We start from the raw sequence: 12,662 nt of genomic DNA on the forward strand, positions 1-12,662 counted from the left end.
TTAAATTCCTCCTTTGTTGTGGGAGAGAAATTAGCATTTTAATGTGTTTTTCGATATAAACAAAGTCAAATGATTCTTTAATGATTCTTTTTTGAAAGTTTTGAAATTGTGACCGATTTTATTCCACAGCCAGAACGTGATGTGCTGACCGGTATTGAACCAATCAGTATTATTGATGAAATGCAACGCTCTTATCTCGATTATGCGATGAGCGTAATTGTCTCGCGTGCACTCCCTGATGTCCGTGATGGTCTTAAACCTGTTCATCGACGTATCCTTCATGCTATGAATGAAATGGGGCTTGTTTTTAATAAGTCCTATCGTAAATCTGCTGGTGTTGTTGGGGAGGTTATGGGAAAATTCCATCCCCATGGTGATGCTTCAATTTATGATGCCTTGGTGCGTATGGCGCAGGACTTTTCTTTGAGAAATCCATTAATTGATGGTCAGGGGAACTTTGGTTCCGTTGACGGTGATCCGCCTGCGGCAATGCGCTATACGGAGTGTCGTTTAGAAAAAGTTTCAGAAGCGCTTTTGGCTGATATTGATAAAGACACGGTTGATTTTCAGGATAATTATGATGGGCGTGAACGTGAACCGGTTGTCTTACCAGCCCGTTTCCCTAATCTTTTGGTTAACGGATCAGGGGGGATTGCAGTGGGAATGGCAACCAATATTCCACCCCATAATCTTGGTGAAGTTGTGGATGGCTGTATCGCTCTGATTGATAATCCTGCTATCACACTTGATCAAATCATTGAAATTATTCCTGGTCCAGACTTTCCTACAGGGGGGATTATCCTCGGCCATTCTGGTGTCCGTTCAGCTTATGAAATAGGGCGTGGCTCAATTATTATGCGTGCTAAAGTTGATATTGAAGAAATTCGCAATGGCCGCCAGGCAATCATTGTGAGTGAAATTCCTTATCAAGTTAATAAGGCAACGATGATTGAGAAAATGGCCGAATTGGTGCGGGATAAACGCATTGAGGGAATCTCTGATTTGCGTGACGAATCTGATCGTGATGGATATCGTGTCGTTATTGAGTTGAAGAAGGATGTTGTTGCGGAAGTTGTGTTAAACCAATTATATCGTTATACGCCGCTGCAAACTTCTTTTGGTTGTAATATGGTTGCATTGAACGGGGGAAAACCTGAACAAATGACGTTGCTTGATATGCTTCGTGCATTTGTTGCTTTTCGGGAAGAGGTTGTTAGTCGGCGCACAAAATATCTTTTGCGTAAGGCACGTGAACGGGCCCATGTTTTGGTGGGGCTTGCCCTTGCAGTTGCCAATATTGATGAAATCATAGCGCTTATTCGCAACGCTCCTGATCCACAAACAGCACGTACACAATTAATGGAGCGACGCTGGCCAGCGATGGATGTTGCGCCTTTGATTAGACTTATTGATGATCCTCGTCATATTATTCATGAGGATGGTACTTATAATCTCTCTGAAGAACAAGCACGTGCTATTTTAGAATTGCGTTTGCAGCGGTTAACAGCCCTTGGGCGTGATGAAATTGCTGATGAATTGAATAAAATTGGCGTGGATATTGCTGACTATCTTGATATCTTGGCATCGCGTGTACGTATACTGCGTATTGTTAAGGACGAATTGAGTGCTCTTCGTGAGGAATTTGCGACGCCACGACGGACCGTATTTGGTTTTGGTAGCGCTGAGATGGAGAGTGAAGATCTGATCGCGCCAGAGGATATGGTGGTAACGGTGAGCCATAGTGGCTATATTAAGCGCGTCCCTCTTAATACCTATCGTGCACAGCGTCGTGGCGGTAAAGGACGTTCTGGTATGTCCACGAAGGATGAGGATTTTGTAACGCGGCTGTTTGTCGCTAATACGCATACGCCAGTTCTTTTCTTTTCATCACGTGGGATTGTTTATAAAGAAAAAGTTTGGCGACTACCGTTAGGGACACCGCAATCGCGTGGGCGGGCTTTGATCAATATGCTTCCCTTACAGCAAGGTGAACGTATTACAACGATTATGCCTTTACCGGAAGATGAAGCAAGCTGGAGTGCATTGGATGTCATGTTTGCGACAACACGTGGAACTGTGCGTCGTAATAAGTTATCAGATTTCGTTCAGGTTAATCGTAATGGTAAAATTGCCATGAAACTTGATGAAGAAGATGAAATTCTTTCTGTTGAAACCTGTACAGAACATGATGATGTCGTTCTCACAACAGCAAATGGGCAATGTATCCGTTTTCCTGTTGTGGGTGTTCGTGTTTTTGCAGGGCGTAATTCTGTGGGTGTTCGTGGTATCAATTTGGCGAAAGGCGATAAAGTCATTTCAATGACAATCTTAGAGCATGTTGAGGCGACGTCTATTGAGCGTTCTGCATATATTAAACGTGTGATGAATGAACGGCGTGCTGCTGGTGCGGATGCTGATATTGAAGATATTGTCACTTTTGATGAAGAAGATGGGGGTATTGAAACAGAGTTAACAGATGAACGTTATGCAGAACTCCATGCACGCGAACAAATGCTTTTGACAGTGAGTGAGTTTGGTTATGGTAAACGCTCTTCTTCCTATGAATTCCGAATTTCGGGACGTGGGGGAAAAGGAATTCGTGCAACAGATCCATCTAAAACAGCTGAAATTGGTAAATTAGTAGCGGCTTTTCCAGTGAAGGCGCAAGATCAAATTATGTTGGTCTCAGATGGGGGACAACTTATTCGCGTCCCTGTTGAGGAAATTCGCACCGCTGGTCGTTCAACGAAGGGGGTGACGATTTTTAATACAGCTGAAGGTGAAAGAGTTGTATCGGTTGAGCGTATTTCTGAACCTGAAGATGATACGCGTTCATTAGAAGATGAAGGTGAGAATTCTGATACAGTTGATATGAGTGAAGAAAAATAATTTTGAAGAGAATGGAGTGGAATCATGAAAGTTGCTCTTTACGCAGGTTCCTTTGATCCTCTTACAAACGGTCATCTTGATGTTTTAAAAGGGTGTTTTGTGTTAGCTGATAAGGTGATTATCGCTGTAGGTATACAGCCTAACAAAAAAACACTCTTTAGCTTTGAAGAGCGCGTTGGTTTTATTACACAGGTAGCGAACGATTTTTTTGGTGCCGATTCTGATCGGTTGCAGGTGCTTTCATTTAATAATCTTCTCATTGAAAAAGCGCGTGAAGTTGGCGCTTCATTTCTCGTTCGTGGGTTGCGAGATGGTACTGATCTTGATTATGAAATGCAAATGGCAGGGATGAATGGCATTATGGCCCCTGAATTACAAACTGTTTTTTTGCCGGCAAGTGTTTCTGGACGTGCGATAACGTCTACATTGGTCCGTCAAATTGCCTCTATGGGAGGAGATGTGACACCATTTGTGCCGCCCAATATTGCACAAGCTTTACGTTTGAAATTCCAGTCTTTTAGGAGTGAATAATTTTGTCTCGTAGATTCTTTGCTATTTTGATATGTGTTTTTTGCTTTTTTTCATTACACGCTGTTGCTGATGATTCTAACTCAGTAAACCTAGCAAGTAATGCAAGTTTGCTTGTTTTATCTCTCAAAGACGGTGATGTTATTATTCGTCTGCGTCCTGATTTGGCACCAAAGCATGTTGCACAAATTAAAAAACTAACAGAAGAGGGGGCTTATAATAATGTTGTGTTTCATCGCGTTATTCCTGGCTTTATGGCACAAACTGGTGATGTAAAGTTTGGAAAAAAAGGAAATAGAGATTTTGATCTGAAACGCGTTGGTATGGGAGGCTCAAATTATCCCAATATACCGGCTGAGTTTTCAAAACAGCCGTTTAAGCGCGGTACTGTCGGGATGGCGCGGTCACAAGATCCAGATTCCGCAAATTCTCAATTCTTCATTTGTTTTGATGATGCTGCTTTTTTAAATGGTCAGTATACAGTTGTTGGGGAGGTTATAAAGGGAATGGATGTTGTTGATAAAATTAAAAAAGGGGCCACAAGTAATAATGGATCTGTAACAAATCCTGATGTTATTCGTGCTGCTACTTTAGAAGTTGAGAAATAAATCAAAGGAGTTTTCCATATGGCTGAGAATAAAAATCCAGAGAATACTTTAATTCTTGAAACAACGAAGGGCAGAGTTGTTATTGAGCTTTTTGCTGACTTAGCGCCTCATCATGTGACACGTATTAAAGAGCTTGTCCGTGAAGGTGCTTATGATAATGTTATTTTTCATCGTGTTATTGATGGTTTTATGGCGCAGACTGGTGATGTGCAATTTGGAAAGAAGGATGGTAAAAAATTTAATTTATCACGTGCAGGGACGGGCGGTTCAGAAAAACCAAATTTAACAGCAGAGTTTTCAAATCTTTCTCATAAGCGTGGGACAGTTTCTATGGCTCGGAGTCAGAATCCAAATTCTGCTAATTCGCAGTTTTTTATTTGTTTTGCAGATGCTCCGTGGCTTGATCGTCAATATTCCATATGGGGGAAGGTTGTTGAAGGTATGGAAAATGTTGATAAGATTAAACGCGGTGAACCTGTTATCGATCCTGATGTAATTACCAAAGCTGTTATTGCAGCAGATGAACAATAGCATAAATCATATGTATTTCAATTGTAGGTTGCTAAAAGGAAATACTCTTTTCTGATCAATAAGGGCATGCGAGACTTTTTTATAGTATCATGCTTTCCTTTCATATATTCGATCCAAGAATTGTCTCTATATTTCCTTCAATTTGATTTTCAAGAATATGGCGCCAAGGATTTGTAGGAAAAGCTGCTAGGATAAAAAAACGTAAAGATAAATTATGTTTTAGGGATGTTGTTTTGCAAAGTTCTTTATAAAAAGCTGCCACTTTTCTTCGATTTATTGCCAGTCTCTTAAATGGTTTTATAATGTTATTTTTCTAAAAAAGTACATTCTTTTGTTTCTGTTTGTATATCAGCATCCAATCCTTATGCAGCAAGCATGTTTGCAATACATATTGATACTGGTAAGAGCTTAGTTGCTCCAGTGTTTGGTGAAAATACGAGCGTATTATTCCTTATTGGCATAATCTTTAAAACAGGAGAATCGTCTAATTGGGGAAGAATATAAAGGTGTAAGGATGAACACAAAAAGTTAGATTTGTCCTTTGCTTTTTAATTCAGCTTTACTTTTCTCAAAACCATATAAAGCAGTACTTTTTAAATGACAAAGATTATGCTACGGCCTTTACGCTTTCGTTTTTTATGGAGGAATGCTTTAAATGGAATATCCTTGTGTTGCGTATTTGTACGCTTGTTTAAAGAGACATCTCTTCGTATATTCATGCCTATGTCGTAAATAGTCTAATAGTAAGTCCCTTATGAGTAATATAAAACTTATCAAGCAGCACGATCTTTACGCTTAATCGCTTAATAAAAGAGCAAGCTAGCATCATGACACATTTTTTCAGTTTTTAATATTGCCTCGAGACAAGCTCTTGGCACTATAAGAGCATTTATTAAGAGACATTTTTAGTCTTTTCTTGTACAGTTTAACTTCACATGCCCTAGTTGCTTATAATATGTAAGTAAGTAATTTTGAGGGATTCAACATGAAACAGGTTTGAAATGATAAAATTTTACGCTAATCGGGTCTCTCATTCGATATGCAAAAAGTGAATTATCTTTATAAACTAATCTCTTGTCCAATAGAAAAAAATTATCTTTCAAAGTCAAAAACATCGAAAACGAATATTTAAAAAATTTCTTCTATTCGTACAAAATCATTGCTTATGAAATACGTAAAAATAAAATTGCTGAAGATAATAACTTTGCAGTTTGCTTAAGGTTTTTATGCGTTAAGCATCGATATTTTGAGGTATGATATTTTTGTTCTTTTCTGAAGCTAGATTATTTCTTTGTTATGGTGATTTCTTAACAAAAAATGTTTTTTTATCTCGTTTATTTTTTTATGCTGGCTTGAGTGAATCAAAAGTTAATTCATAAAATTTATGGCAATGCTCGTATGGAAGGTATCTTATTTCTTTCTATGAGAGATATGCATTGATGGAATCAAAAAGATAAAAGTGATGATAAAGACATTTCATTATAGAAAAATTGCTCAAGATGGATGTGCGCGTCGAGGCGAAATTATTACTGGACGGGGGTATGTTCGCACGCCTGCTTTTATGCCTGTAGGGACAGCTGGAACCATTAAGGCTATGTATATGGATCAGATACGTAATCTTGGGGCGGATATTATTTTAGGAAATACTTATCATTTAATGTTACGTCCAGGAGCTGAACGTGTTGCACGTTTGGGGGGATTGCATGAATTCTCACGCTGGAATGGACCTATTTTAACCGATTCTGGTGGTTTTCAGGTTATGTCATTGGCGAGCATCCGTAAAATTACCGAACAAAGTGTGATTTTTCGCTCTTATATTAATGGAGCTTATTATGAAATGAGTCCAGAGCGTTCTATCGAAATTCAAGGACTTCTTGGTGCCGATATCCAGATGCAGTTGGATCAATGTATTGCATTACCAGCCACTGAAAAAGAGATGGAAGAAGCTATGGAACTTTCATTGCGGTGGGCACAACGTTGTAAAACAGCTTTTGGGAATCAGCCAGATAAAGCAATGTTTGGGATTGTGCAAGGTGGTGATAATATGAAACTGCGTGAACGTTCCGCTCAAGCATTAAAAGAAATGGATTTAAAGGGGTACGCGATTGGAGGGCTTGCTGTTGGTGAGCCGCAGAGTGTTATGACAGCAGTATTGGATGCTACGTGTCCGATGTTACCAGAGGATAAACCGCGCTATCTTATGGGAGTGGGAACACCTGATGATATTTTACAAAGTGTTGCGCGTGGTATTGATATGTTTGATTGTGTTATGCCGACGCGTGCAGGGCGTCATGGTTTAGCTTTTACGCGCTTTGGTAGAATTAATTTGCGTAATGCACGTTATGCAGAAGATCCTCATCCTCTTGATCCACAGTCACTTTGTCCGGCGGCAAACGATTATAGCTGTGCTTATTTGCATCATTTGATCAAAGCTGGTGAATCTCTAGGCGGTATGTTGTTGACTTGGAATAATCTTTTTTATTACCAACAATTGATGCAAGGAATTCGTGATGCCATTGAAGAAGGCTGTTATGCTGATTTTTGCGCTGAAACGCGTGCTTTATGGGCACAAGGACGCTAAAACATTTATGCAATATAGCACTTTATTTGTTTATTAAATTTATCTTTTTACTGACAAATTTTACGAAGAAGTAAAATTATTGAATACCTTTCAAAAGTATAAAATTGCACTATTTTAAAACGTAAAGGCACTCCTTTATGGGACACATATTCTTTTTATAATTATCATAAAAAAACAGAAACTGTTACTCCGGTACGCGCTACCTGATCCGGAGAAAAACAGTTTGTTTCTGTTTCTGATGACTGTTTAAAGCAACAATGTTAATGAGGCGTTAGCGAACTCTTAAAGAAGTATGAAGATTGTCTTTTTATGAGCGACTTTGTGTTTTTTATTCTAAAAGGTAAAGAATAGGTTACATGGAGTATCATAGATAGTTTCTTAAAAAACTAAAATAAATATTATACTATTTAAAAGTTATAATTCTATATTTTATATTTTAATATAATTATCACTAAAAATATAATTATACTTTTATAAAAGATCGATAAATATCTTTAATGGAAAATATTATATTTATTTTATGCTCTATTGATAAAATTTATAAGAAAAAAAATTCATAATATATTACATGAATATTTTATATTTACAGATAGTAAGTAAGATAAAAACGATCTTATATTATTCCTCTATGAGATAGGGGGAATATCTCTAGAATAGGATTATTTAATCAATGGAGAGATCAAGCACTATTATTCTGTATTATAAAAATTTTTTAAAAGACTCTTACAATAACGCATAAGGATGGCGGACTCGTTGAAATTATAGCTTATCAATTTGAAGACTACGCATTCAGGTAATAAAAACGAACAAACAATAAATTGAGGAGAAGTTTTATACTTGTATCAAGATAATGATGAGATATTATTTTATCTGTTGAAAATGTATTCTTCGATAAATTTTAGAGTTACTTACACTGTGTGGTACATTGTACTAAAATAGAAATTTTAGGGTAAAATTGTGAAACTGCTGAAGAGAGGAAACAAAGTTTATTATATGGGCTTATTATCTAACAGGGCTCATAAAAATAGTTGAATACATCTATAATCGTTAGATTCTTGAAAGATCTTCCATTAAAGAGTTTTATTTAAAGTTTCATAAAATGCTTATATATCAAAAGTTTCTAAAAACTTTATTGGGAAAGATTTAGTATGCAGGGTACAATGTTTTGAATTTTTATTTTTATCTATTACAGATATCTGCAGCAAAAACTTTTATCCAGAAGTGATAATATGAAAGATTCGCAAAAACAAAACATTCTTGCATTGGAAATTGATTCGAGAATACGGCGTTTAGCAATTTTAGCTCTTGCAGTGGGGAGTTTTGCTATTGGGACTGCAGAGTTTGTGGCAATGGGGCTCTTGCCAGAGATGGCACGAAGTTCATATGTTGATATTCCTACAGCAGGTCAATATATTTCTGCTTATGCGTGTGGGGTTGTGATTGGAGCCCCTCTTTTAGCAGTTGCGACAGCTCAGATATCGCGCAAAATTGTTTTGATAGGGTTGATGTTTTTTTATGCCTTAGCAAATATTGCGAGTGCTTTTTTCTCTGATTTTAGCATATTAGTCGCATTACGCTTTCTCAGTGGTCTTCCCCATGGAATCTATTTCGGGCTTGCGGCTCTGGTTGCCTCTTCAATGGTGGAAATAAATGAGCGTTCTAAAGCCGTTGGGGCTGTTATGCTTGGCTTAACCATTGCAACCGTTTTGGGAGCACCAACTGCGACTTGGATTGGGCAACTTATTGGGTGGCAGATTGCTTTTATCATTGTGGGAATAATTGCTTTATTGTGTTGTTTGCTTATTGGGAATTTTTTGCCTTGTGATGCAAGAACCTCAAGAACGAGCCCTTTACGCGAAATGGGGGCATTAAAGCAAAAGCAGGTGTGGCTCCTTTTGGTAATGGTTTCGGTGGGAGCGTCAGGATTATTTTCTATTTTCACTTATATTAAGTCAACATTAATGCATATTTCTGGTGTTTCCCTTGAGTGGGTGCCATTTATTATGCCCTTAGTTGGATTGGGGATGGTAGGTGGAAATCTCTTGGGGCCTAAATTGGCTGTTAAAATAGGCATTTCGCCGATGATATTTTTTTCGATGCTTTGGAGTGTATTTGTTTTTTTTCTTTTTTTCTTTTTATCCGATACTCCGTTAACAGCAGCAATAGGCTGTTTTTTTGTTGGGACCTCTTTTGCGGCTATGCCTTCTATACAAACAAAAATTATGGATGTTGCACGACAGGGACAGGTTTTAGCAGGCGCATTAATGCAGTCTGCTTTTAATATTGCCAATGCTCTTGGCGCAGAAGCTGGAGCACTGGTTTTAAAATTGGGCTATAGTTATGAATATACAGCTGTTTTAGGGAGTGTTCTAACTTTGTGCGGTTTAATGGTTTTTTGCGTTTCATGGTCTATGGAGAAGCGTGCTTAATATTTTTTTTTGCGTGAAGAAGGAATTTTTATATTTATTTTTCGTTATGGAAATGTCCTGTTGGATTTTTTAATATACAGTAAGAAATGCGCAGCGCTAATGGAATAGCAAGACAAAATAAAAGTCCCATGAGCACGATAAGAAGCGTTTTTGCTGCTAAGATCATTCCTATTGTTCCTCCAGGATTAAAGAGACCAGCAAGATTGGTGATGACTCCTGCTAGCGTTGCACTTAAGGCTGCTGAAAATAGTTGTATAGAGGTAAGGGATTCACTGGCACGCAGAGCATCTTTATTATTTGTACATTGTAAAATCCTTGTGAGCAAATGGGGCCACGCTATGCCTGCACTGATCCCAATAGAAAAAAGTGCTAAGCAAATAATAAAAATATATTCAAGTGTGGAAACTTCTGTTGGAATGAGCCATAAAAGAATAGTGATGCCTAATAGTTTTAATAAGGGGGAATATACAATGATATTGCGAATTTTTTTTGTGGAGACACCAACACTTGAGAGTGCTCCACATGTCCATCCTAGGCTTATCAATGCTGCTATATAACCAGCAATAAGTGGCGCTTGCCCATGAAGTCCTTGAAGAAAAAGTGGAAAATAAAGTTCTATACTATATAAGACTGTTGTCATAACGAGGATCAATGCGTAAACAGGAAAAATTTCAGAAGAAAAAGAAAAGGTTTTGTGCGGTAACATAGGATGAAGGGATGATGTTTCGATTTTTGCTAAGACAAAAAGAAGACTAAGTCCGATAACGAGTCCGCAAATTTTTGCCATTGTTGACTCCATAGCCCCTCCAACAGAAATGATAAAAATCAATAAGGTGAGTATGAAAAGCTGGAGAAGAGGGAAGGGGGATGTAGGAATATCGTTTTCATTCTTTTGGGGTAAAAATTTAAAGGCGATGAGTGAAAAGAATATAGCGAATACACCAATGATCCAAAAGGATGCTTGCCAGAGGCCATAATATATGGAAAGTCCTCCGATCGCTGGTCCTAACAAGGTTGATATTCCCCACATTCCAGAAATAACACTTAATGCGCGTGACCATAAAGATGGGCTGAAAACAATACGTACCATGGAATAAGATAAGGATAACAAAGAACCACTTCCAAATCCTTGAATAAAGCGTCCTATTAAAAATAATGGCATAGATGAAGAAATGCTGCATAGGAAAGTGCCTAGAGTAAAGATCAGTCCAGAAATAACATAAGCATTGCGCGGACCTAATTTCCCTAATATTTTTGTTGAAAGTGAAGTGCCCACCAGTGAAGCTGTAATAAAGACAGTTGCCACCCAAGAATAATATATTTCACTGCCAATATGTTTCATGAGAGAAGGCAAAATGGTAATAACAATATAAACGTTGGTGGCATGCAACACAACGCCGCCTGTAAACGTTAAAAAGCAAAGACCATTTTTACCCAATAAAAGCGTAGACCAGCTTTGTTTTTTCACTATTTTGCTATTTAATAAAAATTTATTCTCTTTATCACTTATAAGCTAGTTTTTTTAATTTTCCAAGAAAAATTCAAAGCTCTAAACAGAGCTTTGAATTTTAGTTAATTTACTCCTTAATTACCCATTGCTTTTTGGAGATTTTCATTAATTTTATCGAGAAAACCTGTTGTAGAAAGCCATTTTTGTTTAGGCCCAATCAAAAGTGCAAGATCTTTAGTCATAAAACCTTCTTCAACGGTTTTAATACAAATTTCTTCCAATGTTGTGGCAAAGTTTTTTAATTTCTCATTGTTATCCAGTTTGGCACGGTGTGCTAGCCCACGGGTCCATGCAAAAATAGATGCAATAGAATTTGTTGAAGTTTCTTCATTCTTTTGATGCTGACGATAATGGCGTGTTACGGTGCCGTGAGCGGCTTCTGCTTCAACAATTTTACCGTCTGGTGTCATGAGAACAGAAGTCATAAGGCCAAGAGAACCAAAGCCTTGGGCAACGATATCAGATTGAACATCACCATCATAATTTTTACATGCCCATACGTATCCACCGGACCATTTTAATGAAGAAGCAACCATGTCATCGATGAGACGATGTTCGTAATGTAATTTACGGTTTTCGAATTCATCTTTAAATTCCGTATCGAATATTTCTTGAAATATATCTTTGAAACGACCATCGTAAGTTTTTAGAATGGTATTTTTTGTTGAAAGATAAACTGGAACATTCCGCTGTAGTCCATAATTAAAAGATGCGCGAGCAAAATCACGAATTGACTCATCAAGGTTATACATTGCCATGGCAACCCCTGCGCTTGGGGCATCAAAAACATCATGCTCAATAACTTGATTATCATCACCGACAAATTTAATACTTAACTTTCCTTTTCCTGGAAACTTAAAATCTGTTGCCTTATACTGATCACCAAAAGCGTGACGTCCGATAATAATTGGTTTTGTCCAGTTAGGAACAAGGCGAGGGACATTTTTACAGATAATAGGTTCGCGAAAAATGACTCCTCCTAAAATATTGCGGATGGTACCATTGGGGGATTTCCACATTTTTTTTAGGTTAAATTCTTTAACACGAGCCTCATCAGGTGTGATGGTCGCACATTTTATACCAACCCCATATTTTTTGATAGCATTGGCAGAATCGATTGTTACCTGGTCATTGGTTGCATCACGGTTTTCGACGGAAAGATCATAATATTTGAGATCAATGTCGAGATAGGGATGGATTAATTTATCTTTGATATATTTCCAGATGATACGGGTCATTTCATCCCCATCGAGTTCAACAACGGGTTTTTCTACTTTGATCTTTGCCATTAGAAGTCCTTTTTCTTTTAAGTGATATTACTTTATAGCACTTTCAGGTTTATAATGAAATAAAAACAAGGGGAAAAGGTCATCTAAATATGGGGGGAGAAGATATGTTCAATAGAGTGTAAATTTTTGTTGAGGAATTTAATTTTTGAAAAGAAATGAAATGATGCGTTTGCAAAAATATAATTTATATTTGCAAATTTATAGTCGGTGTATAACTGATTAAAATTCCATTTAATAGAATAAGTTAAGCAGATCACTGGCAAACAGAGGGCATTTTCATTATCAAAGTTTCCATTT

The 12,662-nt window shown here is 37.5% G+C and carries 9 protein-coding genes; 6 read left to right on the forward strand and 3 right to left on the reverse strand.

Features of this window, described 5'->3' with window-relative positions:
- Positions 1–108: 108 nt before the first annotated feature.
- From gyrA to FNZ60_RS06580, 4 genes are read left to right on the forward strand one after another with little or no spacing between them, the layout of a single operon-like run.
- Complete coding sequence (gene gyrA / locus FNZ60_RS06565; RefSeq protein WP_142416842.1) at positions 109–2,889, forward strand: DNA gyrase subunit A; 2,781 nt, start codon at positions 109–111, stop codon at positions 2,887–2,889.
- 24 nt (positions 2,890–2,913) lie between these two features.
- Positions 2,914–3,420: a pantetheine-phosphate adenylyltransferase gene (gene coaD / locus FNZ60_RS06570; protein WP_142416843.1), complete on the forward strand. Its 507-nt coding sequence runs from the start codon at positions 2,914–2,916 to the stop codon at positions 3,418–3,420.
- A gap of 2 nt (positions 3,421–3,422) precedes the next feature.
- Positions 3,423–4,025 (forward strand): peptidylprolyl isomerase, encoded by a 603-nt coding sequence (locus FNZ60_RS06575; RefSeq protein ID WP_142416844.1) that lies wholly within the window; start codon positions 3,423–3,425, stop codon positions 4,023–4,025.
- Between the two features lie 18 nt (positions 4,026–4,043).
- Positions 4,044–4,556: a peptidylprolyl isomerase gene (locus FNZ60_RS06580; RefSeq protein WP_142416845.1), complete on the forward strand. Its 513-nt coding sequence runs from the start codon at positions 4,044–4,046 to the stop codon at positions 4,554–4,556.
- A 100-nt stretch (positions 4,557–4,656) separates the two neighbouring features.
- Here the strand turns inward: FNZ60_RS06580 and FNZ60_RS09715 are convergent, their stop codons facing one another.
- Complete coding sequence (locus FNZ60_RS09715) at positions 4,657–4,818, reverse strand: hypothetical protein (RefSeq protein ID WP_185913498.1); 162 nt, start codon at positions 4,816–4,818, stop codon at positions 4,657–4,659.
- A gap of 1,200 nt (positions 4,819–6,018) precedes the next feature.
- Here FNZ60_RS09715 and tgt point away from each other — a divergent pair.
- Positions 6,019–7,137, forward strand: a complete 1,119-nt coding sequence (gene tgt / locus FNZ60_RS06585) for a tRNA guanosine(34) transglycosylase Tgt (protein ID WP_142416846.1) — start codon at positions 6,019–6,021, stop codon at positions 7,135–7,137.
- Between the two features lie 1,229 nt (positions 7,138–8,366).
- On the forward strand, positions 8,367–9,566 hold the full coding sequence (locus FNZ60_RS06590) for an MFS transporter (protein WP_142416847.1): 1,200 nt from the start codon (positions 8,367–8,369) through the stop codon (positions 9,564–9,566).
- 34 nt (positions 9,567–9,600) lie between these two features.
- On the opposite strand, the gene FNZ60_RS06595 is transcribed toward FNZ60_RS06590, so the two are convergent.
- Complete coding sequence (locus FNZ60_RS06595) at positions 9,601–11,034, reverse strand: MFS transporter (protein WP_142416848.1); 1,434 nt, start codon at positions 11,032–11,034, stop codon at positions 9,601–9,603.
- A 116-nt stretch (positions 11,035–11,150) separates the two neighbouring features.
- Entirely contained in the window at positions 11,151–12,365 is a 1,215-nt protein-coding gene (locus FNZ60_RS06600) for an NADP-dependent isocitrate dehydrogenase (protein ID WP_142416849.1), read from the reverse strand.
- Positions 12,366–12,662 lie beyond the last annotated feature (297 nt).

The organism is Bartonella massiliensis, from assembly GCF_902150025.1.
Taxonomy (GTDB): Bacteria; Pseudomonadota; Alphaproteobacteria; order Rhizobiales; family Rhizobiaceae; genus Bartonella; species Bartonella massiliensis.

What these genes read in the sequence shown, in the direction of transcription:
- tgt (WP_142416846.1), top strand. Translation starts at nt 6,019, where the DNA reads ATGATAAAGACATTTCATTATAGAAAAATTGCTCAAGATGGATGTGCG.
- FNZ60_RS06590 (WP_142416847.1), top strand. Translation starts at nt 8,367, where the DNA reads ATGAAAGATTCGCAAAAACAAAACATTCTTGCATTGGAAATTGATTCG.
- FNZ60_RS06580 (WP_142416845.1), top strand. Translation starts at nt 4,044, where the DNA reads ATGGCTGAGAATAAAAATCCAGAGAATACTTTAATTCTTGAAACAACG.
- coaD (WP_142416843.1), top strand. Translation starts at nt 2,914, where the DNA reads ATGAAAGTTGCTCTTTACGCAGGTTCCTTTGATCCTCTTACAAACGGT.
- FNZ60_RS06600 (WP_142416849.1), bottom strand. Translation starts at nt 12,365, where the DNA reads ATGGCAAAGATCAAAGTAGAAAAACCCGTTGTTGAACTCGATGGGGAT.